The organism is Cellulomonas marina, from assembly GCF_900111925.1.
GTDB classification, from domain to species: Bacteria; Actinomycetota; Actinomycetes; order Actinomycetales; family Cellulomonadaceae; genus Cellulomonas; species Cellulomonas marina.
Map to the genome: position 1 here is coordinate 42,432 of NZ_FOKA01000016.1, position 22,485 is coordinate 64,916.

Annotated in this window: 21 protein-coding genes and 1 tRNA gene; 8 read left to right on the forward strand and 14 right to left on the reverse strand. The window is 74.6% G+C overall.

Annotated elements, in window-relative coordinates; all coding sequences use genetic code 11:
• Positions 1 to 39 precede the first annotated feature (39 nt).
• Positions 40 to 1,113 carry an LLM class flavin-dependent oxidoreductase gene (locus BM048_RS15040; RefSeq protein ID WP_090034278.1) on the forward strand — a complete coding sequence of 358 codons (1,074 nt, stop codon included), beginning with the start codon at positions 40 to 42 and terminating at the stop codon, positions 1,111 to 1,113.
• Between the two features lie 44 nt (positions 1,114 to 1,157).
• The gene (locus BM048_RS15045) at positions 1,158 to 1,646 is read left to right on the forward strand and encodes a GNAT family N-acetyltransferase (RefSeq protein ID WP_239079013.1); all 489 of its coding nucleotides are present in this window, start codon (positions 1,158 to 1,160) and stop codon (positions 1,644 to 1,646) included.
• Between the two features lie 43 nt (positions 1,647 to 1,689).
• Here BM048_RS15045 and BM048_RS15050 read toward each other — a convergent pair whose 3' ends face one another.
• Positions 1,690 to 2,628, reverse strand: coding sequence for an NADP-dependent oxidoreductase (locus BM048_RS15050; protein WP_090034279.1), 939 nt, complete (start codon positions 2,626 to 2,628; stop codon positions 1,690 to 1,692).
• 120 nt (positions 2,629 to 2,748) lie between these two features.
• Between BM048_RS15050 and BM048_RS15055 the strand changes: the two genes are divergently transcribed.
• Positions 2,749 to 3,267: a MarR family winged helix-turn-helix transcriptional regulator gene (locus tag BM048_RS15055; RefSeq protein ID WP_090034280.1), complete on the forward strand. Its 519-nt coding sequence runs from the start codon at positions 2,749 to 2,751 to the stop codon at positions 3,265 to 3,267.
• Between the two features lie 69 nt (positions 3,268 to 3,336).
• Here the strand turns inward: BM048_RS15055 and BM048_RS15060 are convergent, their stop codons facing one another.
• Genes BM048_RS15060 through BM048_RS15080 form a run of 5 tightly spaced genes read right to left on the reverse strand, consistent with a single transcriptional unit; the run spans position 3,337 to position 10,658 of the window.
• Positions 3,337 to 4,557 (reverse strand): ROK family transcriptional regulator, encoded by a 1,221-nt coding sequence (locus BM048_RS15060; protein WP_239079012.1) that lies wholly within the window; start codon positions 4,555 to 4,557, stop codon positions 3,337 to 3,339.
• Positions 4,554 to 7,385, reverse strand: a complete 2,832-nt coding sequence (locus BM048_RS15065; protein ID WP_090034281.1) for a beta-galactosidase — start codon at positions 7,383 to 7,385, stop codon at positions 4,554 to 4,556. Before BM048_RS15065 ends, BM048_RS15060 begins: the two co-directional genes overlap by 4 nt.
• Positions 7,382 to 8,335 carry a carbohydrate ABC transporter permease gene (locus BM048_RS18525; RefSeq protein WP_090034282.1) on the reverse strand — a complete coding sequence of 318 codons (954 nt, stop codon included), beginning with the start codon at positions 8,333 to 8,335 and terminating at the stop codon, positions 7,382 to 7,384. The genes BM048_RS15065 and BM048_RS18525 overlap by 4 nt, the downstream gene beginning before the upstream one ends.
• Positions 8,335 to 9,321: a carbohydrate ABC transporter permease gene (locus BM048_RS15075; protein ID WP_090034283.1), complete on the reverse strand. Its 987-nt coding sequence runs from the start codon at positions 9,319 to 9,321 to the stop codon at positions 8,335 to 8,337. The genes BM048_RS18525 and BM048_RS15075 overlap by 1 nt, the downstream gene beginning before the upstream one ends.
• Positions 9,321 to 10,658 carry an ABC transporter substrate-binding protein gene (locus BM048_RS15080; protein ID WP_090034284.1) on the reverse strand — a complete coding sequence of 446 codons (1,338 nt, stop codon included), beginning with the start codon at positions 10,656 to 10,658 and terminating at the stop codon, positions 9,321 to 9,323. The genes BM048_RS15075 and BM048_RS15080 overlap by 1 nt, the downstream gene beginning before the upstream one ends.
• A gap of 265 nt (positions 10,659 to 10,923) precedes the next feature.
• Between BM048_RS15080 and BM048_RS18840 the strand changes: the two genes are divergently transcribed.
• A complete protein-coding gene (locus BM048_RS18840; protein ID WP_239079011.1) occupies positions 10,924 to 11,349 on the forward strand; it encodes a DUF1810 domain-containing protein in 426 nt (141 codons plus the stop codon).
• Positions 11,350 to 11,391: 42 nt separating this feature from the next.
• On the opposite strand, the gene BM048_RS15090 is transcribed toward BM048_RS18840, so the two are convergent.
• Together BM048_RS15090 and BM048_RS15095 are read right to left on the reverse strand one after the other, a co-directional pair.
• Positions 11,392 to 12,531, reverse strand: coding sequence for an asparagine synthase-related protein (locus tag BM048_RS15090; RefSeq protein WP_090034287.1), 1,140 nt, complete (start codon positions 12,529 to 12,531; stop codon positions 11,392 to 11,394).
• Between the two features lie 37 nt (positions 12,532 to 12,568).
• Positions 12,569 to 13,444, reverse strand: coding sequence for a DUF1028 domain-containing protein (locus BM048_RS15095; RefSeq protein WP_090034328.1), 876 nt, complete (start codon positions 13,442 to 13,444; stop codon positions 12,569 to 12,571).
• A gap of 184 nt (positions 13,445 to 13,628) precedes the next feature.
• Between BM048_RS15095 and BM048_RS15100 the strand changes: the two genes are divergently transcribed.
• On the forward strand, positions 13,629 to 14,324 hold the full coding sequence (locus BM048_RS15100; protein WP_203708974.1) for a trimeric intracellular cation channel family protein: 696 nt from the start codon (positions 13,629 to 13,631) through the stop codon (positions 14,322 to 14,324).
• 9 nt (positions 14,325 to 14,333) lie between these two features.
• Here BM048_RS15100 and BM048_RS15105 read toward each other — a convergent pair whose 3' ends face one another.
• The 6 genes from BM048_RS15105 to BM048_RS15130 all read right to left on the reverse strand — a co-directional run bounded on the left by BM048_RS15105 (position 14,334) and on the right by BM048_RS15130 (position 19,578).
• Positions 14,334 to 14,744: a hypothetical protein gene (locus tag BM048_RS15105; protein ID WP_203708973.1), complete on the reverse strand. Its 411-nt coding sequence runs from the start codon at positions 14,742 to 14,744 to the stop codon at positions 14,334 to 14,336.
• Between the two features lies 1 nt (position 14,745).
• Positions 14,746 to 15,663: an alpha/beta hydrolase gene (locus tag BM048_RS15110; RefSeq protein WP_090034288.1), complete on the reverse strand. Its 918-nt coding sequence runs from the start codon at positions 15,661 to 15,663 to the stop codon at positions 14,746 to 14,748.
• Positions 15,664 to 15,759: 96 nt separating this feature from the next.
• Complete coding sequence (locus tag BM048_RS15115) at positions 15,760 to 16,710, reverse strand: carbohydrate ABC transporter permease (protein WP_090034290.1); 951 nt, start codon at positions 16,708 to 16,710, stop codon at positions 15,760 to 15,762.
• Complete coding sequence (locus tag BM048_RS15120; protein ID WP_239079010.1) at positions 16,707 to 17,738, reverse strand: carbohydrate ABC transporter permease; 1,032 nt, start codon at positions 17,736 to 17,738, stop codon at positions 16,707 to 16,709. The genes BM048_RS15115 and BM048_RS15120 overlap by 4 nt, the downstream gene beginning before the upstream one ends.
• A 112-nt stretch (positions 17,739 to 17,850) precedes the next feature.
• On the reverse strand, positions 17,851 to 19,260 hold the full coding sequence (locus tag BM048_RS15125) for an ABC transporter substrate-binding protein (RefSeq protein ID WP_090034291.1): 1,410 nt from the start codon (positions 19,258 to 19,260) through the stop codon (positions 17,851 to 17,853).
• 235 nt (positions 19,261 to 19,495) lie between these two features.
• Positions 19,496 to 19,578 (reverse strand) — tRNA-Leu (locus BM048_RS15130).
• 249 nt (positions 19,579 to 19,827) lie between these two features.
• On the opposite strand from BM048_RS15130, the gene BM048_RS15135 reads away from it, so the two are divergent.
• The 3 genes from BM048_RS15135 to BM048_RS15145 are packed head-to-tail and all read left to right on the forward strand — an operon-like array spanning position 19,828 to position 22,483.
• Positions 19,828 to 20,529 carry an FHA domain-containing protein gene (locus BM048_RS15135; protein WP_090034293.1) on the forward strand — a complete coding sequence of 234 codons (702 nt, stop codon included), beginning with the start codon at positions 19,828 to 19,830 and terminating at the stop codon, positions 20,527 to 20,529.
• Positions 20,530 to 20,538: 9 nt separating this feature from the next.
• On the forward strand, positions 20,539 to 21,081 hold the full coding sequence (locus BM048_RS15140) for an FHA domain-containing protein FhaB/FipA (RefSeq protein ID WP_090034294.1): 543 nt from the start codon (positions 20,539 to 20,541) through the stop codon (positions 21,079 to 21,081).
• 4 nt (positions 21,082 to 21,085) lie between these two features.
• Positions 21,086 to 22,483, forward strand: a complete 1,398-nt coding sequence (locus tag BM048_RS15145; protein WP_090034296.1) for a PP2C family protein-serine/threonine phosphatase — start codon at positions 21,086 to 21,088, stop codon at positions 22,481 to 22,483.
• Positions 22,484 to 22,485 lie beyond the last annotated feature (2 nt).

A 22,485-nucleotide genomic window follows, 5' to 3' on the forward strand; every position in this document is an offset into this window, starting at 1 on the left:
CACAGGAACACCGCGTGCGGCGTGCTCGTTGATCGGGCCATGAGCGACCCCACCGCGCAGCAGCCCCGGACCGTCACCTTCGGCCTCGACACCTTCGGCGACGTCACGGTCGACGACGACGGCCGGCCGGTGCCGGCCCACCAGGTCGTCCGGCACGTCGTCGAGGAGGGGGTCCTGGCCGACGAGGTCGGCGTGGACCACCTGAGCCTCGGCGAGCACCACCGCGACGACTACGCCGTCTCGGCCCCCGACGTGGTGCTCGCGGCCGTCGCGGCGCGGACCCGGCGGATCACGCTCGGCTCCGGCGTGACGGTCCTCAGCTCCGACGACCCGGTCCGCGTCTACCAGCGCTTCGCGACCATCGACGCGATCAGCGGCGGGCGCGCGGAGATCACCGTCGGCCGCGGCTCCTTCACGGAGTCCTTCCCGCTGTTCGGCTACGACCTGACCGACTACGAGGTGCTGTTCGAGGAGAAGCTGGACCTGCTCGTCCGGCTGCGCGACGAGGGCCCGGTCACCTGGTCCGGCACGACCCGCGCGGGGCTGACGGACCAGCGCGTCTTCCCGACGACGGAGCGCGGGTGCCTGCCGGTGTGGGTGGGCGTGGGCGGGAGCCCCGAGTCCGTCGTGCGCACCGCCCGGCACGGGCTGCCCCTCATGCTCGCGATCATCGGCGGCGCGCCCGCGCGGTTCGCCCCCTACGTCGACCTGTTCCACCGGGCCACCGAGCAGCTCGGCACGGGGCGGCAGGCCGTGGGCGTTCACTCTCCCGGCTTCGTCGCCGACACCGACGACGAGGCGCGCGAGCTGCTGTTCCCGCACTTCAAGGCGAACCGCGACCGCATCGGCCGCGAGCGCGGCTGGCCCCCCATGGGCCGGGCGGAGTTCGACGCCGAGGCCGAGGGCGGGGCGCTGTTCGTCGGGAGCCCCGAGACCGTCGCCCGGCGCATCGCCGACGCGGTGGCCGCCCTGGGCGTCGACCGGTTCGACCTCAAGTACTCCAGCGGGCCGATGCCGCACAGCCGGCTCATGCGCGCGGTGGAGCTCTACGGCACCCGGGTCGTGCCGCTGGCTCGCGAGATGCTCGCGGACCGTGGGGTCGCCGTCGGCTGAGCGGCGGATCCGTCGCGGAGGCCGCGCGGGTACCGTCCCGGGGCGTGCCCGGACCCGACCTGCCCCTCGACGCGCCCCTCGACGTGCCCCTGACCGACCACCGCGCGACGCTCGACGACGTCGACGCCCGCACGCTCTACCGGCTCCTGCGGCTGCGGGTGGACGTCTTCGTCGTCGAGCAGGAGTGCGCGTACCCCGAGCTGGACGGACGGGACGCCGAGGCGGACGCGGAGCTGCTGTGGACCGCGGCCGGCGACGAGGTGCTCGGCACCCTGCGCGTCCTGCGGGACCCGGACGGCACGCAGCGCATCGGCCGGGTGGCCACGGCGGCGTCCGCGCGGTCGCGGGGCGTCGCCTCGCGGCTGATGCGGCTCGGTGTCGCGCGGTGCACCCAGCGGGCCCCGGGCGTCGACGTCGTGCTCGACGCCCAGGCCCACCTGGCCGACTGGTACGCGCGCTTCGGGTTCGTCGTCGACGGGCCCGCGTTCCACGAGGACGGCATCCCGCACGTCCCCATGCGTCGGGCGGGCTGACCCGGCCGCGGTGCGTGCGCCGCGGCCGGGTCGGTGCGGTCGCTCACGCGGCGGGTGCCACGACGACGACCTTGCCGTGCACCCCGCCGGCCTCCGCCTCCGCGTGCAGGGCCGGCAGCTCCGCGAGCGGCACGCGCCGGGCCACCTGGACCCGCAGCTCCCCGGCGTCGACCCGGGCGACCAGCCGGGACAGCACCTCCGCGTCGGGGTGGACGAAGACGGTCTCGGCCCGGACCCCGCGCGCCTCGTCGCCGGGCGTCGGGACCATCGGGGTCGTGGAGACGACGACGCCGCCGTCGCGGACCAGCGCCACCAGCGCCGTGAAGTCGTCCGCGGTGATCGGGGCGAGGTTCAGCAGCACGTCGACGGGCTCGGCCACCGCCTCGAGGAGCGACGTCGTCGTGTGGTCGACGACCTCGTCGGCACCCGCCGCGCGCACGGCGGCGGCGCTGCGGGGGCTGCCCGTCGCGACGACGTGCGCCCCCGCGTGCGCGGCGAGCTGGACGGCGTACCCGCCGACGGGTCCGCCCGCCCCGTTGACCAGCAGGCGCTGACCCGCCTCCAGCCCGCCGGCCTCGAACAGTGCCTGCCAGGCCGTGAGGGCGACCGAGGGGAGCCCGGCCGCGTCGACGAGGGGGATCCGCGTCGGCGCCGGGACGAGCGCCTCGGCCGGCGCCACGACGTACTCGGCCGCCGCCCCGTCCGACGCCATCGGGAGGAACCCGACGACGGCGTCGCCCACCGCGAGCCCGTCGACGCCGTCGCCGAGCGCGTCGACGGTGCCCGCCACGTCGTAGCCCGGCACGTGCGGGAGGGTGATCGGGATCGGCAGGAAGCCGCCCCGCATGCCGCCGTCCGCCGGGTTGTAGGCCGACGCGGCGACCCGGACGCGGACCTGCCCGGTACCGGGAACGGGCTGGGGGGCGTCCTCGTAGCGCAGGACCTCGGGGCCGCCGGTCTCGTGGAAACGCACTGCCTTCATGGTCTTCTCCCTCCTCGTGAGCGATATGGTGCTTCGAGTTCGAAGCGCCTGCAGCCACCGTACTAGTGCTTCGAATCCGTAGCAAGTGGTTCGAAGCCGAAGCTTCGATACGCTCGTGCCATGACCTCCACCGCACGGTCGCTCGACGCCACCGAGCTCGGCGCCTACTTCGCCCTCATCGAGGCCAGCAGCCTGCTGCGGCACGCCGTGGAGCAGCAGCTCGGCGAGGTGGCGGGGCTGAGCTACGTGCAGTTCCAGCTCCTGGCCACCCTCGGGGACGCACCGGGGGGCAGCCGGCGGATGACCGACCTCGCCGACGGGGTCGTCTACAGCCGCAGCGGGCTCACCTACCAGGCCCAGACGTTGGAGCGGCGCGGCCTCGTCACCCGCGCCCCGGCGCCCGACGACGAGCGCAGCGTCACCGTGTCCATCACCGACGAGGGCCGGGCGGTCCTCGCCGACGTCCTGCCCGGTCACGTCGGCGTCGTCGACGACCTGCTCCTCGCGCCGCTGACCCGTCAGGACGTCGAGACGCTCGCGGAGATCCTCACCCGCGCGCGCGACCACATGCGCCGGACGCCGCCCCGGTCCGCCGCCCGACGTCGGCGCAGGGCCGCCGGACCGGGGGCCACCACCTGACGTCCCCCGGTCCGGGCCGCGTCCGACGCACGCAGGGGGCGGGCGCGCACGCCGGGCCGCGCCGGCGCGTCAGCGGTCGACGCTGAGCAGGCCGAGGTCGCCCAGGAAGCGCTCGAACGCGAAGGTCGCCATGCCGCGGGCGACCGAGCCGCCGCGGACCGTGGACACGTCGAGCGTCACGTCGCTGGCCGAGCCGAGCGGGGCCTGCACGGCCAGCTCGGCGTTCGTCGGGGCCATGAGGTGCTCGCCGAGCGTCCAGGCGGTCCATCCCGTGAGCGTCACCCGCTCCGGGTTGAGGATGGCGACGAGGTCCGCGACACCCGCGCCGAGGTAGCGGCCCGTGCGTCGCAGGAGCTCGGCCAACGGGCCGGACGCGTCCTCGTCGAGGCCCCCGGCGACGGCGGAGATGAAGTCGCGCTGGTGCCCGAGCGCGAGCAGCGGGTGGTCCGGGTCGATCTCCGCCAGCGTCTGCTGGATGCCCCGCGCCCCCACGTACGCCTCGACGCAGCCGCGCCGGCCGCACCGGCACTCCCGCCCGTCGAGGACCAGCAGGGAGTGCCCCCACTCGCCCGCGTTGTTGGACACCCCGCGCAGGATGCGCCCGTCGAGGACGATGCCGGCCCCGACGCCCGTGCCCAGGTTGATCGTCACCAGGCTGCGCACCGACCGCCCCGCGCCGAACCACAGCTCGGCGGTCGCGATGGCCTTCAGCGGGTTGTCGAGGACCAGCGGCAGGTCGACGCGCGCCCGGAGCAGGTCCAGGATCCGCACGCCCCGCCAGTCCCAGTTCGGTGCGAAGACCGACACGCCCGCGTTGGGCAGCACCTGCCCCGGCAGGGAGACCCCGACGCCGAGGACGCGCGACCGCTCGACCCCGGCCTCCCCGAGGGCGCCGTCGATGCTCCGGCCGACGCCGTCCACGACGTAGCCGGGCAGGTTCTCGTGCTCGTCGAGCGGCACCTCGAACCGGCCGACGGGGGCCAGGGCGGCGTCGAACACGACCGTCCGCACGTACGTCTCCGCGACGTCGACGCCGAGGATGGCGCCGCGCGACCCGTCGATCCGCAGGCTCGTGCTGGGGCGGCCCACGCCGCTGCGGTTCCGTCCCGCGCCGACGACGAGGCCCTCCGCGAGCAGCTCGGCCACGACCGTGGCGACGGTGGCGGTGCTGAGCCCCGTCGCGCGGGCGAGGTCGTTGCGGCTGGCCTCGCCCGCGGACAGCAGGGCGTGCAGCACCGCCAGCCGGGAGTCGCTGCGGATGTCCCGAGCCGTGCGGCGCGAGGTGATCACGGGCCGGACGGCGGTGGCACCGGCGACGCGACCAGCGCGTGCAGCACCGGCGACGGCCCCCCTGCGGTCCCTCGCACCATGAGCCGGACAGTACCGGTGTTCCATGCCGCGGGGAGCCAGATCCGGCCCCCGTCACCCCCGGTGAGCCGCGGCCGGGCGGCGTCGTCGAGCCAGACGCGGCCGAGGCCCTCGTCGCCGGCGACGACGGTGAGGCGCACCTGCTCGCCCTCGGGGCGGATCGACCAGCCCGTGCCGGTCGGCACGGCCAGCTCCAGCCAGACCTCCTCGCCGGGCCCGGGGCGGACCGGGAACACGTCCGCGCCCGGTCCCTCCGGCGGGGCGGCCGGTACCGCTGCCCGCACGGCGGCCACGATCGCCTCGTCGTCCTCCGGCACGACGTCCCAGCCCTCGACCGGCGCCAGCCGCAGCAGCTCGGCCCCGCCCAGCGCACCGGGCGTGTGCGGCAGGACGACCTCGACGGTCGCGCCCTCGCCCGGGGCCAGGTGCAGCCAGGGGTCGACGGCGTGCACGACCCGCTCGTGCCCGTCGACCCGCACGACGACCGCGCCGGGCACGCCGTCCAGCCGCAGCGCGTGGTTGGCGTCCGGCGCGACGGGCAGCGCCCGCCGGTAGACGACCTCGCGGCCGACCCGCGTGCTGCTCCAGCCGCCGAGCGTCCGCAGCGGCGCCGGGTCGCCGGCCCACTGCGCGTCGCCGTGCACGGTCCACAGCGCGGAGACGTCCGTGCGCCCGACGACGCGCCACACGTCGCCCAGCCCGCGCAGCGAGCCGAGCCGCAGGCCCGGCAGCCGCGCGTCGTCGAAGTTCGGGTGCCCCCACGTCTCGACGGTCGCCGCCAGGTCGACCGCGTCCGCCTCGCCGCGCAGGTCGACCACCGCCGTCGCCCCGAACCGGGCGAGGGTCGGCAGCGCGCGGCCGTCGAGGGACAGGTCGACGAGGTCGCCCGCGCCCTCGAGCAGCAGCGCGTCCGCGCCGTCCCGCACGAGCCGGGTCCGCAGGTGGAGCCGGCCGCGGTGGACGCCGACCTCCTCCGACCGCGGTGCCCGGGTGTGCCGCACGGGCGCGGGCGGCGGCGGCGGCACGAGCCGGCGCGCGGCCGTCAGGCGCCGGGGCTCGGCGTCGACGTCCTGCCTCCCGACGTCGACCACCCCCGCCCCCGGAACCGCCGTCCCCGTCTCCGCCACGCCGCCGGGGCCGACGTCGTCCGGGTGCACGACGACGAGCGGCCACGTCGTCGCCCCGACCGTGACGCGCGCCTCGTGGCGGACGCCCCGCTCACCGGCGGGCAGCTCGACGAGCACCCCCGACCCGGCGGCGTCCGACGTGCCGAGCACCCGCGCGCCCTCCACCGCGGGCCGCTCGTCGCCGGCCCGAACGGCGGACGTGCCCAGCCCGACGACGGCCGGCACGGCCGAGGCCAGCACGACCCCGTCCGGCCCGAGCGCGACGACGTCGGCGGTCGCCAGCAGGAGCGTGCCCGGCAGCCCGTGCGCGTCGAGCGGACGCCCGACGGTCACCAGCGGGCAGGACGCGGCGGGCAGCCGCACCGCGGCGACGGGCAGGCCGGCCACCGGCCCGACGTGCGCGACGACCTCGTCGTCGGACAGGTTGGGCAGCCCGACGAGGGAGCCGCCCCCGACGAGGTGCAGCGCCGAGGGGGAGGACGCCGTCGGGCCGTCGACGACCACCGGCAGGTCCGACGGGTGCGTCGTCGCGGCCGCGAGCGCCGGCCCGTACGCCTCCACGACCGCCGCCAGGACCCGCGCCGCCGCATGGCCCGGGCGCAGCTCGCCGACCGGCGAGACGTACCCGCCGAAGTCGTAGTCGTGCGTCATGAGGCCGCCCGGGTCGCCCCAGTTGCCCACCGACGGCATCCAGCCGAAGTCGTACCCCGACGCCTGCAGGTAGGGCGCCACCAGCCGGGCGCCGCTGACGAGCAACCGCCGCAGCGTGCGGTGGTCGCGGTTCGTCTCGGTGACCAGCAGCGGCAGCCCGCGCTCTGCGACGAGGTCCGCGTAGGCGCGCACCTCCGCCTCGACCGCGGGCGAGCGGTCGGACGGGTAGAAGTTGAACGCCGGCACGACGCCCTCGACGTCACCCGTGGCGCCGACGAGGTCCCCCTGCCCGGCGCACGCGACCAGCGGGACGACGACGCCGTGCTCCCGCGCGAGGTCCCGCAGCGCCCCGACGTACGCGGCGCGGTCGTCCGTGTCGAAGAAGTCGAGCTCGTTCTCCAGCTGCACCGCCACGACGGACCCGCCGCGCCCGTGCTGCCGCGCCGCGAGGAGGGGCAGCACCTGCTCGAACCACCGGCGCACGTGCGCCAGGAACCGCGGCTCGGCCTGCCGCGGCCGCAGCCCGTCCTCGAGGGTCAGCCACGCCGGCAGCGCCCCGCCGTCCCACTCCGAGCAGATGTACGGGCCGGGACGGGCGACGACGGCGAGCCCGGCGTCGGCGGCAAGGTCGAGGAACGCCCCCACGTCCCGCCGCCCCGAGAAGTCCCAGCGGCCCGGCGCGAGCTCGTGGAAGTTCCACGGCACGTACACGTCGACGGCCCGGTAGCCCGAGGCCCGCACCTGCGCGAGCCGCGCCGCCCACTCCTCGCGCGGCAGCCGGAACGGGAAGAGGGACGCGCACAGCAGGACCTGCGGCTCGCCGTCGACGACGAGGCCCGCGGCGGTGAGCGCGACGGACGGGACCGCGCCGGACGGGACCGCGCCGGACGGGACCGTGCCGGCGCACGCCTGCCCGCCGTCCGACGACAGGTCCTCGGCGAGGAGGTCGTCGGGAAGGACGTCGGTGCTCACTTGACCCCTGCGCTCCCGCCGTTGAGGTTCATCTCGTACAGGTACTTCTGGCCGAGGTAGTACACGGCGATCATCGGCAGCGTCAGCACGATGGAGCCGACCATGACGAGGTTCCACGGCGGAGTCTGCAGGTCGTTCGTCGTCGACGTCATGTACTGCAGGCCGAGCGCCAGGGGCATGTCCTCCTCGTTGTTGAGGTAGATGAGCGGCCCCATGAAGTCGCCCCACGTGGCGGTCAGCGTGAAGATCCCGATCGCGATGAGCACGGGGGTGAGCATCGGCAGGATCATCCGCCGGTAGATGCCGAAGTAGCCGAGCCCGTCGACCTGGGCGGCCTCGTCGATCTCGTTGCTCAGCCGCGTGACGAACTGCCGCACGAGGAACACGTTGAAGGCGTTGGTGAAGAAGTTCGGCACGATGAGCGGCAGGAACGTGTTCACCCAGCCGAGCTCCTTGAAGAGCACGAACTGCGGGATCATCGTGATCTGCGCGGGGATCATCATCGTGGCGATGACGACGACGAAGACGGCGTTCTTGCCCGGGGCGCGCAGCCGCGCGAAGGCGTACCCGACGAGCGAGCTCGACAGGACCTGCCCGAGCGCGGAGAAGGTCGCGATGATGACCGAGTTCAGCAGGAACCGGCCCGTGGGCAGGTCCGTGGTGAACACGTCGACGAAGTTCTGCCAGTTCCACTCGCCGGGGAGGATCGTGAACGCGCCGGCGGCCGTCGTCCGGTCGCTCGACAGCGCGATCGAGACCATGAGCACGAACGGCGTGAACAGCAGCGCGGACACCACGAGCAGCACGGCGTAGGTGGACGGCCGGGCGCGGAACGCCCGCAGGATCGGCGCGGGCACCCGGCCGCGCGGCTCGCCCCCGGTGGAGGCGGCGGCACCGGCGAGGCCGGGACCCGTGCTGGACAGCCCGGGCAGCTGGCTGGTGGCGGCCATCACCGCACCTCCGTCTCGTAGAAGACCCATTTCCTCGACGTGCCGAACGCGATGGCGGTGAAGCCGATGATGACGACGAACAGCAGCCAGGCGATCGCCGACGCGTAGCCGAAGTGGTAGAACTCGAACGCCTCGCGGAACAGCAGCGGCACCACGGTCTGGCTCGAGTTGTTCGGCCCGCCGCCGGTGAGGATGTACACCTGCGAGAAGATCTGGAACGCGCCGATGAGGCCCATCACCAGGTTGAAGAACAGCACGGGCGTGATCTGCGGGAACGTGATCGCCCAGAACTGCCGGACCGGCCCCGCGCCGTCGATCTCCGCGGCCTCGTAGAACTCCCGCGGGATGCCGTTCATCGCGGACAGCAGCAGCACCGTGGCACCGCCGGCGCCCCACACGGACAGCACGACGAGCGCCGGCTTGACCCAGTTCGGGTCGAGCAGCCACTGCGGACCGGAGATCCCGAACACGCCGAGCAGGTCGTTCAGGGGCCCCGACGGCGCGAGCACCATCTTGAAGACCATCGCGGTGGCCACCAGCGGCACCAGCGTGGGCAGGTAGATGAGCGTGCGCCACAGCTTGCGGAACCGGACCTGCTTGTTGAGCAGGTTCGCCAGGTACAGGCCGATGGCCATGCCCAGCGGCACGGAGACGGCCGCGTAGTACAGGGTGTTCCAGAGCGCCTTCCAGAAGATCGGGTCCTCCGTCAGCGCCCGGACGTAGTTGTCCAGCCCGACGAACTCGGGGGCGGTGAAGGAGTCCCAGTCGGTGAGGGAGTACCAGACCGACGCGATCATGGGGCCCAGCAGGAACGCCAGGAACCCGATCACCCACGGGGAGATGAACAGCCAGAACCACCCGGCCTCCTGGCGGCCGCGGCGGGTCAGCCGCTGCCGGGGCGCGCCACGACGGGGACGGCGGCCGGCCGCCCCGGGGCGGCGCGCGTCGCGCACCGCCCCGAGGGCCTCGCCGAGGGTGGCGGTCATCAGCCGTCGGTCCGCACGACGGACTCGAGCTGCGACTGCACCGCGGTCAGCGCGCTCTTCGCGTCGCCGCCCGTGTTCCAGAACGTCTCGAGGTTGTCCGTGAAGGCCTGCTGCATCTCGTTCCACTCCGGGATGAACGGCGCCCGGTAGATGTGGTCGGCCGACTCGCCGAAGGCCGCCATGTTGATGGGCGTCGTCGCCCACTCCGGGTTGAGGAACGCGTCGGAGTTCTGCACCTCGAGGTTCGCGGGCACGTCCTGGGCCATGTCGATGATGACCTCCTGCGCCTTCGCGTCCGTGAGGAAGTCGATCGCCTCGAACGCCTTGTCCGGCGCGTCGCTGTCGCGGGAGATCGCCAGGCCGGAGCCGAAGGCCGTCACGGCCTTCTCCTTGCCGCCCCAGAACGGCGCGATGTCCCAGTTGAAGCCGGCGTCCTCGAGGCCGCCGATGGCCCAGAAGCCGGTCGTGTTCATCGCGACCTTACCGGCGACGAACGCCGGGTCGCCGCCCATGTCCGGCCCCATGTCCGCGTACTCGGCGGGCGTGGGCGAGACGTGGTCTTTGAACGTGAGGTCGTTGGCCCACTGGAGGGCCTCGACGACCTCGGGCGAGTCAGCCGTCGGCGCGCCGGACTCGTCGATGATCGCGCCGCCGTTCTGGTACGCCAGGCTCCACCACTGCGCCCACCAGCCCGCGCCGCCGTAGCCCCACTGCTGGCCCGGCACGGTCAGCTTCTGCATGGCGTCGCGCGCGTCCTCCCAGGTCCAGTCGGCCGTGGGGTAGGCGACGCCCGCCGCGTCGAAGAGGTCCTTGTTGTAGTACGTGATCATCGCGCCGGAGCGGTCGGGGATCGCGTAGACGCTGTCCTCGTAGGAGTAGAGCGTGCCGACGGGGCCGAACCGCTCCTCCAGGTCGAGGCCGGCCTCGGCGACGTACCCGTCGAGCGGGAGGATCTGGCTCTTCGAGGAGTAGACGTTGACGTTCTCCGCCACCTGCATGATGTCGGGGCCGTCGCCGCCGGCGATCATGGTCTGCACCTTCTGCGCGTACTGGTCCGACGGGATCAGCTGCAGGGTGACCTGGATGTCGGGGTGCTCCTCCTCGAGCATGTCGATGCGCGCCTGGTACGCGGCCTTGTCGGTGTCACCGCCCCAGACGGCCATCGTCAGCTCGGTCGTGCCGCCGCCGTCCGACGAGCCCTCGCCGCCGCCACCGGAGCCGCACGCCGCGGTCAGCGCGAGCACCGAGAGGGCGGCGACCGCCGCACCCGCGCGGGCACGCGTGCGGCGGCCTCGGGTCCGGGACGTGCTGCTGGTCCTGCTGGTGACGGCGCTCATGCACCCTCCGCCTCTCTGCGGGTCCGACGACGCCGTCGGACGGCTCGGTCCGACAGCGGCGTCGGACGCCCCCCTCAACCGGGCGGCGCTGGTTACGCTAACCCATAGACGAACTAGTCGGAAGAGCGCTTGCCGAATCGTTACCCGGCGGTCGGTCCTCCGGTCCGACGCGGTCCTTGGCTCGCGCCGCGGTGGACACGGCCCGGACCACGGCACAGGGTCGGGGGATGGAGGACATCCACCTCGACCGGCCGGACCTCTCCCCGTGAGCGCCGGGAACCCGCTGCAGCGGTTCGTCGACGCCCAGGACGCGGAGGGCGCGTACGACCGCGCCCTGGCCGAGCTGCGCCGCGGCAGGAAGACCAGCCACTGGATCTGGTTCGTCCTGCCGCAGGTGGCAGGGCTGGGGCAGAGCGAGATGTCGCGCCGCTACGCCCTGGCCGGGGTCGACGAGGCCCGCGCGTACCTCGCGCACCCCGTGCTCGGCCCGCGCCTGCGCGAGACGACGGACCTGCTGCTCGCGACACCCTCCGCCGACCCGGTCGCCGTCCTCGGGACCGTCGACGCGGTCAAGGTGCGCAGCGCCATGACGCTGTTCGCGCAGGCCGCGCCCGACGAGCCCGCCTTCCGTGCGGTCCTCGAGCGCTGGTACGACGGCGTGGAGGACGACGAGACGCTGCGCCGGCTGTAGCCCCGGGACGCGAGCGGCGCAGGGGCGTCCGGGGCGCGGCGTTCAGCGCACCCCGTGCGTCTGGAGCCACAGCTCGAGCAGGCCCAACGGCCACAGCCGGTTGACGCCGGTGGGGCTGCGGCCCTCGTCGGGCCGCTCGAGCAGGGGGTCGAGGTGCTCGGGACGGAACAGGCCCCGCTCCTTGGCCGCCGTCGACGTGAGCGCGTCGCGGACGAGGTCGAGGACCGGTCCGTCGAGGTGGGTCACGGCGGGCACCGGGATGTAGCCCTTGGGCCGGTCGATCACCTCGGCGGGCACGAGGCGCCGCGCCACGGCCCGCAGCACACCCTTGCCGCCCTCGGCCAGCTTGAGCTCCGGCGGGCACGCGGCCGCCAGCTCGACCAAGAGCACGCCCACCGGCACGTCGGCCACCATGCGCCGCCGTACCGCGGTGGTCAGGGCGTCCTGCACCGCGTCCGTCCAGTCCTCGGCGGTCCACCCCGCGTGCTCGGCCCGGCGCTCGTAGGACGGCGACCAGTACCGGTGGTCGCGGGTGGTGCCGTCGGGCTCGACGACGCGCACCGTCGCCGGCGGGAGCTTCTCCACGCCGCGCAGGAGCGTGCGCGGCGCCGGCCCCACGGCCCGCCACGTGAGGTAGTGGTGCAGACCCACGCGGTCGATCGTCGTGTCGACGTCGCCGCCGGCCAGCAGCGCGGGCAGGGTCGAGGCGAACCGCAGCCGTCGGGCGGTGAGCGACAGGTACAGCGGCTTCACGCCCAGCCGGTCGCGCGCGAGCACGACGCGCCCGGTCCCGCGCTCGAGGACGACCACCGCGAACATCCCCACGAGGTGCTCGACGAAGCCCGTGCCCCACCGGTGGTAGGCCGCGAGCACCACCTCGGTGTCGCACGCCGAGCGGAACCGGTAGCCGTGGCCGCGCAGCCTCTCGCGGAGCTCGCGGTAGTTGTAGACGCAGCCGTTGAAGACCAGGGCGAGACCGAGGTCGTCGTCGACCCAGGGCTTGGCACCCGCGTCGCTGGTGTCGATCACCGCCAGCCGCCGGTGCCCGAGCGCGACGGGCCCCTCGGACCAGCTCCCCGCGCCGTCGGGTCCGCGCGGGGCCTGCGCCTCGCACATCCGCGCGACCGCCGCCGCGTCGGCCCGCGACCCGTCGGCGGTCACCTCACCGCACACCCCGCACATGCCTGCTGGTCCTCTCGGTCCGCGCGGGGGTCTCCACTCAGGACGTCGAGCCTGGCACGGGCGGCCCCGGGGCGCGCGCGGGGGCCCGTCCGGCGAGGCGCTCCAGCTCGTCGAGCAGCACGGGGTCCAGGCCGTCCAGCAGCGTGCGGTGCTCGAGGTTCTCCGTCCCGGCCCAGGCCTGCAGCCGGGCCGGGAGCCGTCCGGCCGTGCGTCCCAGCGCCGCGAGCAGCCCCTCGACCCGCACGGCGACCTCGCCGCGCAGCGGGACGACGGCCGCGGGATCCGTCTCCCCGACGAGCAGCTCGTGGCGGTCGAGCAGCCGCGCCAGCTCCGGGACGGGCGCCGGGTGGTCGTCGACCCGCAGGTCCACGCGGGCGGACGTGCGCAGCTGCAGCACGCCCGACCCGGACGCGACGACGAGGGCCGCGCTCTGCCGCCCCCGCCGGTCCCCACCGGCCGCGTCGCCGGCCGCCAGCCCGGCCAGGAGCCGCCGCGCGAGCGTCCCGGTGGCCCCCTGGGAGGCACGGAGCATCGCGGGCAGGACGGCCTCGTCGGCCAGGAGGTTGCCCGCCGCGACGACGCCGTCGCCCACGAGGTGGCAGGCCACGTCCGAGCAGCCCTCCCCGGTCCAGGCGCCGGGCGGACCCGTCGCCGCCACGACCGCGACCTGCCGCTCCGTCCGCCCCGGGTCCCCGGCCACGAGCAGCTCCACCGTGCGCGGGGCGGTGCGACCCTGGCGCAGCAGCCGCAGCCCCGCGTCGCGGAACAGGACGTTCGTGCTCGCCTGCGTCGCCAGGGCGCCCACGCCGGCGGCCACCGCCGGGACCGTGGCGCCGACGGCGAGGTACTTCGACGCGGTGGCGACGCCGAACGTGCGGCCGTCGTCGTCGCGCGCGACGAGCGAGAAGGTCACCGCGCCCTCCCCGTCCCGGTCCCCGCCGTCCGGCCCCGTACCGTTCCACCCGTCCCGACCCGTGCCGTCCTGACCGACGCCGTCCGGGCCCGCCGTCCAGGGGATCACGCCCGGCCCGCCGCCGCCCCCTCGCCGGCGCGGGCACCCCTGCTCCCCGGGCCCGCCGTCGGGTAGACCGTGGTGCGTGGACGGCGACCTGACCCTGCTGCTGGTGCTCGACCTCGTCGGCACCTTCGCGTTCGCGCTCAACGGCGCCCTGACGGCGGTGCGGGTGGCGCACGTCGACATCGTGGGCGTCGTCACGCTCGGGGTCATCACCGGGCTCGGCGGCGGGATCGTGCGGGACATCCTGCTCGGGGCCCTGCCGCCAGCCACCTTCGGCGACTGGCGCTACCTCGCCGTCGCCGCCGCGGGCGGGCTGCTGGCGTTCTGGTTCGGGCACCACCTGCACCGGCTCGCGGGGACCATCGCGGTGCTCGACGCCGCCGGCCTCAGCCTCTTCGCCGTGGCCGGCGCCGCGCGGGCGCTCGAGCTAGGCGCCGGGCCCGCGCAGGCGGTCATCCTCGGGGCGACGACCGCCGTCGGTGGCGGCACCCTGCGCGACGTGCTGCTGCGCCGGGTGCCGAGCGTCCTGACGAACGAGCTGTACGCGATCCCGGCCCTCGTCGGGGCGACGCTGGCCGTGCTGGCCGCGCGCGGCGGGGTCGAGGAGGTGCTGGGCGCGCCGGCCGCCGTCGGGGCGGCGGCCGCGTGCTTCGTCGTGCGTGTCGTCGGGATGCGGCTGGGGCTGGACGCTCCCCGCCCGCGGGCGCGGCCCTCGTGGCCCGACGGGGCGGGCGGGGACCCGGGCGACGAGGGCCCGCGGACGTCGACCGGCTGAGGAACGCCGTCAGCCGCCGGGGGCGAGGCCCGCGTACCACTCGGCGTAGACCGTCGTGCGGGCCAGGTGCTGCGTGAGGTCGGGAGCGCCGTCGTCCCACCACACCGGGCCGCGCTCCCCCAGCGCGACCTTGGCGGCGTCGACCCTGGCGCGGGCCGCCTCCCGTGCCGCGGGATCGCCCGCGCGCATCGCGGCACCCTTGGCCCGGCGGGCCGCCATGAGCTCGTGCGTGAGCTCCGCGCGACGCCCCTCGTCGAGCGCGGGGTCCGAGCGCCGCCACAGCCGGCCGCGCACCACGAGGTAACGGCCGTCGGGGGTGACGGGCGGGCCGTCGCCTCTGGGGGGCTGCTCGTCCGGGCGCGCCTCGTCCGGGCGCGGCTCGTCCGGGCGCGGCTCGTCGGGGCGCGGCTCGTCGGGCACGTCAGGGCACCGGCAGGGCCAGGCGCTGCTCCAGCCACCGCGCGCACGCGCCGAACCAGCCCGCGGCGACGTCGTCGACCTGGGTCGCGCTGCCCGCCGTCGCGGCCGTGGCGAGCGCGAGGCCGTGGCCGCCGCGCTCGTGGACGTGCAGCTCGAACGGCACGCCGGCGTCCGCGAGCGCGGCGGCGAACGCCAGGGAGTGCCGCGCGGGGACCAGGGCGTCCGCGGCGGTGTGCCAGAGGAAGCTGGGCGGGGTCGACGGACCGACGTGCCGCGCCGGGCTCAGCGCGAGCTCCGTGGCGGCGTCCGGCGTGGCCGTCCCGAGCAGCGCGACGTGGGCCGCGCGCATCACCTGCCGCACCCCCTCGTCGGCGGGCTCCACCCACTCCTCGAGGCGCACGTAGTCCGTGAGCGCGTAGCCGAGCACCAGCGCGGCCGGCCGCAGCGCGGCCGCGTCCACCCCGAGGGCCTCCGTCAGCAGCGGGCGGTGCCAGTGCGTGCCGTACATCGCCGCGTTGTGCCCGCCGGCGGAGAACCCGCACAGCGCCAGGCGGTCGGGGTCGAGGTGCCACCCCGCCGCCCGCTCCTTGATGCGCAGCACCGCCAGCGCCACGTCCCGCAGGGGGCCCGGGTGCCGGCAGTGGTCCTTCGGCTCGACGACCGTCGCGGGGTCGACGCCGGAGGGGACGGCGCCGTACGTCGAGTAGCGCAGGACGAACGCGTGGTACCCCAGGGCGGCGAACGCGAGCGCGACGGGCTCGCCCTCGCGGTCGGAGCACCCGAGGTACGCGCCGCCCGGCAGCACCAGCACCGCGGGGCGCGGGGCCCCGGCCAGGAGCTCCGGGGAGTCGTCGAGGACGTAGGTGGTGAGCGTGACGTCGTCGCGGTCGTCGTGCAGCCGCAGCGTCTCGGTGCGCATGGCGTCGATCCTGCCGGACGCGCCGCGCGGGGGGTCCCGCGCGGCACGCCGACGAGGTGCGACGACGAGGTGCGACGACGGCCGGTACGGGCGGCGTCAGCCCTTGACCGACCCCGCGAGCAGCCCTCGGACGAAGTAGCGCTGCAGCGCGAGGAACACGACGACCGGGACCAGCATGGCGACGAACGCACCGGAGGACAGCAGGTGCCACGTCTCGCCACGGTCGCCGGCGAGGGTCGCGAGGCGCACGGTGAGCGGCGAGACCTGGCGCTGGGAGCCGAAGACGAGCGAGACGAGCAGGTCGTTCCACACCCAGAGGAACTGGAAGATCGCGAACGCCGCGACCGCCGGGACCAGCAGGGGCATGAGCACGCGGAAGAAGATCTGCACGTGCCCCGCGCCGTCGACACGGGCCGCCTCCACCAGCGACGGCGGGATGTCCTTCATGAAGTTGTGCAGCAGGAAGATCGCCAGCGGCAGCGCGAAGATCGAGTGCGACAGCCACACCGCCCAGAACGACCCCGCGAGGTCCCACCGCACGTACTGCGTGAGCAGCGGGATCATCGTGATCTGGATGGGGATGATCTGGAGCGCGAAGACCGCCACGAAGAGGATGTTGCGGCCCTTGAACTCGATCCACGCGAAGGCGTAGGCCGCGAGCAGCGCGATGCTGATGGGGATGACCACCGCGGGGATCGTCACCACGACGGAGTTCAGGACGTACTGCGCGAGCGGCTGGTCGCCCTCGAAGAGCACCTGCTGGTAGTTGTCGAGCGTCACGCGGGGGGCGCCGAAGAAGTTCCACCAGCCGTTGGCCCGGATGTCCTGGACCGGCCGGAACGACGTCACGAGCAGCCCGAAGGTCGGCACGGTCCACAGCACGGCGATCGCGATCGCGATGCCCGAGGCCCAGGGCGAGCTGAGCCGCCGGCGCGCGCGGTCGGCGCGGCGCCCGATGCCGGCGCGCAGCTCCGGGGCGCGGCCGCCGCCCGCCTCGCCCGTCGTCGCCGCGCCGAAGGCCTGCGGGGGTGCCGGGTTCGTGGTCATCGGATCTCCTCCGAGAGGCGCAGCTGACGGACGTTGTAGACCACGACGGGGATGACGATGAGGAAGAGGATCACGGCCAGCGCCGCGCCCATCCCGGCGTTCCCCTGCACGAAGCTCTGGGCGTAGAACTCGTTGGCGACGACGGACGTGCCGAAGTTGCCGCCCGTCATCGTCCGGACGATGTCGAAGACCTTGAGCGTCGTCATGGCGATGGTCGTGACGACCACGACGAGGGCGGGCCGGATGCTCGGCACGGTGATGTACCGGAACATCTCCAGGCCCTTGAGCCCGTCGAGCGTGGCGGCCTCGACGATGTCGTCGGGGATCGCCTTGATCGCCGCGGACAGGATGGTCATCGCGAAGCCCGCCTGGATCCAGATGAGCACCGCGATGAGGAAGACGTTGTTCAGCGGCTGGTCGACGAGGAACTGGTACGGGTCGAGCCCCAGCCAGACGAGCAGCTGGTTGGCCAGGCCCGTCTGCGCCCGCGAGGCGTCCCGGTACTCGTAGACGAAGCGCCAGATGATCGAGGCCCCGACCAGCGAGATCGCCATCGGCAGGAAGATCAGGGCCTTGGCGACCTTCTCGAACCGCGTCCGGTCGACGACGACCGCGTAGACGAGCCCGATGAACGTGGCCAGCGTCGGCACCAGCAGCACCCACAGCGCCGTGTTGCGCAGGACCACCTGGAAGGACTCCTGCGTGAAGGCTGTGACGTAGTTGTCCAGCCCGACGAACTCCGTGCCGTTGCGGTTGAAGAAGGACCCGTAGGTGGTGCGCAGCGCGGGGTAGACCAGCCCGAACGCGAGCGCGAGCAGCGCCGGCCCGGCGAAGGCGGCGGTGACCGCCCACGACGGCACGCGCTTCGGCCGGTCGACGGCCAGGAGGACCGCGCCCATGACCGCGACGAACAGCAGGATCGCCACGAGCATGAGCGCGAGCTTGTGCCCCGGCGTCTCGGCGTCCAGCAGGAAGTCCTTGGTGATGCCCCAGAAGTAGCCGACCCACAACCCGATGTTCTCGACCATGCACGCCTCCGCGCTCCGGGGGACGCGACGGCGTGCCGCCGCGTCCCCGACGATCAGGACCCCGTCGGACGGCGGGGGCCGGGACGTCCCGACCCCCGCCGCCAACGGTGCGTCAGCTGGCGGGCCAGGAGCCCTCGATGTCGGAGAGCACCTGCTCCGAGCTCGTGCTCGGGTCGCTGAGCCAGTTCGTCATGCCGGTCCAGAACGAGCCGGCACCCACCGGCCCGGGCATGAGGTCGGACGCGTCGAACCGGAACGTGTACTCGTCGCTCGCGAGGATCTCGCTGGCGAGCCGGTCGATCGGCGACTGCAGCAGCTCGACGTCCAGGCCGCTGTTGGCGGAGACCCAGCCGGCGTTGCTGACCTCGGCCTTGTCGTTGGCCCACACGTCGCTGGCGAGGAAGGCGTGGAAGGCCTGGACCTCGGGACGCTCCTCGAAGGAGACGACGAACTCGCCGCCACCGAGCATCGGCTTCTCGTCGGCCGTGGCGCCCGGCAGGTAGAAGGCGAAGACGTCGCCGTCCTCGGCGATCTCGACGCCCTCCTGCGCCTGCTGCCAGTTCACGCCGTAGAAGTTGGCGGCGCGGTGCATCCAGCAGGAGCCGTCGAGGATCGGGAAGCCGCCCGCGTCCCACGCGGTCGTCGCGATGCTCGAGACGTCGCCGAGACCGCCGTTGACGTAGTCCGGGTTGCGCAGGATCTCGCCCGCGGTGTCCAGCGCCTCGACGACCTGCGGGTCGTCGAAGGGGATCTCGTGCGTGTACCACTGGTCGTAGACGTCCGGGCCGGCGGTGCGCAGGACCACGTCCTCGAGCCAGTCGGTGGCCGGCCAGCCCGTCGCGTCACCCGAGGCGATGCCGACGCACCACGGCTTGGTGTCGGGGTGCTCGGCCACGATCCGGTCGGACAGGGCGATGAGCTCGTCCCAGGTCGTGGGGATCTCGTAGCCCGCCTCGGCGAACATGCTCGGGGAGTACCAGACGAAGGACTTCGCGTTGGCGCCGAGGGGCGAGCCGTACAGCGTGCCGTCGACCGTGCCGTACTCGCGCCACTCCTCGGTGAAGAACTCGTCGACGTTGGCCGCGACCTCCTCGGACGCCGGGAGGATGGCGTCGGGGAAGTCCTTGACGAGGCGCTGCAGCAGGCCGGGCTGCGGGATGTACGCGATGTCGGGCGCGCTGCCGGACTGGATCCGCACGGCGATCTGGGCCTCGAACTCGTCGTTGGCCTCGTAGACGATGTCGGTGCCGGTGCAGCGCTCGTACTCCTCGTACGACGCCTCCTGCGCGGTCGCCTCGTCGCCGGTGATGGTGGTGTAGACGGAGACCTCGGTGTCCTGGAGGTCGCCCATCTCGATGAACGGGGCGTAGTCCTCGCAGCCCTCCGCGACCTCGCCGCCGCCACCGCCCTCGCCGCCGCCGCCCTCCGAGGGGGGCGGCGTGCACGCCGCCAGGACCGCGGCCAGGGCGGCCGTGCCGGCCATCGTGGCCGCGAGCCCCCGGCCCCTGCTGATGCTGCTCATGCGAGTACCTCCACGTCGACGTGGGGACGGGTACGCCCCTGAGCCCTCTGCGGCGACCACGTCCTGTTCGAGCCACCGTGCCGGGCACCTCACATGGAAGCGTTGCCATCTCGCACAGGCAAGCCACAAAGCCGACTTCTCCGGCATCGGGTGCGTCACGATGTGGTCACGGCCGGGCGGTCGCCCCGAGGAACGCGAGAAGGGCCGGACCCCGAGGTCCGGCCCTTCTGCTCTGTGCGCGAGGGGGGACTTGAACCCCCACGCCCTTACGGGCACTGGCACCTGAAGCCAGCGCGTCTGCCATTTCGCCACTCGCGCGCGACGTAGAACGCTAGCACGGTCCCGCGGGTGGTCCGGACACCCGCCGGGGTCGTCACGTGGCTCGTCACGGGCTGGTCACGGGCTCCGCACCTGCGGGGGGACGCCGTCGGGCCGTCCCCAGCCCCGCTCACCCGGCCGTGTGCCACGGCCCGGACCCCTCCCGACCGGGCCGGTGGCTACGATCGACGACGCGGACGCGTGCCCCGACCACCGGCGGCACCGACGCGACGGACGGAGGGAGGTCGGATGGGCATCCTCGACAGGATCGAGAAGGGCGTGGAACGCGCCATGAACAACGTCCGCTCCTTCCGCGGCGAGCTCAAGCCGGTCCAGCTCGTCGACGCGCTGCGCCGCGAGATGGACGACCGGGCGATGGTCGTCGGCCGGGACCGCACCGTCGCACCGAACGAGTACGACATCACGCTGTCGACGCCGGACTACGACCTCGTCGAGTCGTGGGGGGCCGAGGCCATGGCGGACGAGCTCGCGGCGACGGCCACGGACCACGCGGCCAGCCAGCAGTACGCCTTCGTCGGGCCCGTGAGCGTGCGCTTCACGGAGGACGTCGACCTCGAGGCCGGCCGCTTCACCGTGTCCTCCTCCTCCGTGCGGGGTGCGGTGGCCCCGGCGACGACCGCGTCGCCCAGCCCGCGGCACCCGCTCGTCGACATCGACGGCCAGCGCTACATCCTCACCGGGCCCGTCACCGTCATCGGCCGGGGCTCGGAGGCGGACATCGTCGTCGACGACCCCGGGGTCAGCCGCAAGCACCTCGAGATCCGGGTGACGCCCGACGGCGTCATCGCCACCGACCTGGGATCCACCAACGGGCTCCTCGTCGAGGGCCACCAGGTCCCCGCCGCGACGCTGCTGGACGGGAACACGCTCACGATCGGCCGGACGCGCATCCTGTTCTCCACGGGTGCGGACGAGGACGCCGACGCGTGACGGCGGCGCATGAGTGAGCTGACCGTCGCGCTGCTGCGGCTGGGGTACCTCGCGCTGCTGTGGCTGCTGGTGCTGGCCGCGATCGGCGTGCTGCGCCGCGACCTGTACGGCACGCGCATCGTGCAGCGCGGCCTGCCCGGGCGCGGCCGGCGGGAGGCCCCGCGCGGCGCCGCGGCCACGGCCGGGGCGGCCGGCGGCACGGGTGCGGCGCCCGAGCCGCGTGCGGAGGCCCGTCCCGAGCGGCGCAGCGGCCGCTCCTCGGGCCCGTCGCGGCTCGTGGTGACCGAGGGCCCGCTGCGCGGAACGACCATGCCGCTGAGCACGTCGTCGGTGCTCGTCGGCCGGTCCCCCAGCTGCACGCTCGTCCTCGACGACGACTACTCCTCCTCACGGCACGCCCGGATCTTCCCGCAGGACGGCGGCTGGTGGGTCGAAGACCTCGGCTCCACCAACGGCACCTTCGTCGACGAGCAGCGCGTCGTCGAGCCCGTGCCGCTGCCGACGGGCACACCGGTCCGGGTCGGCCAGAGCATCATCGAGCTGCAGAGGTAGCCCGGTGGCCGTCGCCCTGCGCTACGCCGCCCGCTCCGACGTGGGCCTCGTGCGCGCCAACAACCAGGACTCCGCCTACGCCGGGCCGCACCTGCTCGTCGTCGCGGACGGCATGGGCGGGCACGCGGGCGGCGACGTCGCCTCCTCGGTCGCGGTCGCGGCGCTCGTCCCCCTCGACGACGAGGCGCACGGTCCCGACGACGCGCTGCACGAGCTCGAGGACGCCCTGGAGGTCGCGCGCGAGGAGATCATCGCCCGCTCCGACGCCGACCCGACGCTGGCCGGCATGGGCACCACCGTCACGGCGATCCTGCGGACGGGCAACAAGCTGGCGATGCTGCACCTCGGCGACTCGCGCGGGTACCTGCTGCGCGGGGGCGTGCTCACGCAGGTCACGGCCGACCACACGTACGTCCAGCACCTCGTCGACACGGGCCGCATCACCGCCGAGGAGGCGGAGACGCACCCGCAGCGGTCGGTCGTCATGCGCGTGCTCGGCGACTTCGACGCGGACACGACGCCGGACCTGTCGGTGCGCGAGGCGCGGCCGGGCGACCGCTGGCTGCTGTGCTCCGACGGGCTGTCGGGATTCGTGTCCGCGGAGACGATGGCCGAGACGCTGGCGACGGTGCCCGACGTCGAGGAGTGCGCCGACCGGCTCGTCCAGCTCGCCCTGCGCGCCGGCGGCGGGGACAACGTGACCGTCGTCGTCGCGGACGTCGTCGACCTCGACGCCCTCCCCGACGGCGCGGCGCCCTCGCAGCGCTCGGCGGTCGTGGGCGCCGCCGCCACCACCCGCCACTCGCCGACCTCGGCCGCCGCCAGCCCGGCGGCCCGGGCCGCGGCGCTCGCGCACGAGGTGGCGATCGCGCGGGCGGCGGGCGGCGGGGCCGCCGGGGCCGCGGGCGCGACGAGGGCCGGCGACGACGAGGACGAGGCACCGCGCCGGCGCCGGTGGCGCGGGCCGCTCCTCGCCGTGGTGCTCGTGCTGCTCGTCGCCGGCGGCCTCGCCGGCGCCTACGCGTGGACGCAGACGCAGTACTTCGTCGGCGCCTCGGACGGCCGGGTCGCCGTCTTCCGCGGGCTGCCCGACGACCTCGGGCCCCTGCGGCTCTCGTCGGTCGTCGAGCGGTCCTCGGTGCAGGTGGAGGACCTGCCCGTCTACCAGCGCGAGCAGCTGGAGGACACCATCGCGGCGGCCTCGCTGGCCGCCGCCCGTGGGGTGGTGGACAACCTCGAGGAGCAGGTGGCGCAGGACGAGGCCCGGCAGAGGGCCCTCTCACCGTCACCGTCCCCGTCGCCGTCGGCCTCGGCGACCGCCACCCCCGAGCCCGTCCCCGGCGCCGGCGGCGAGCCGCTGCCGACCCCCGGCGCCGACGGCACGACCACCGGGGGGCCGTGACC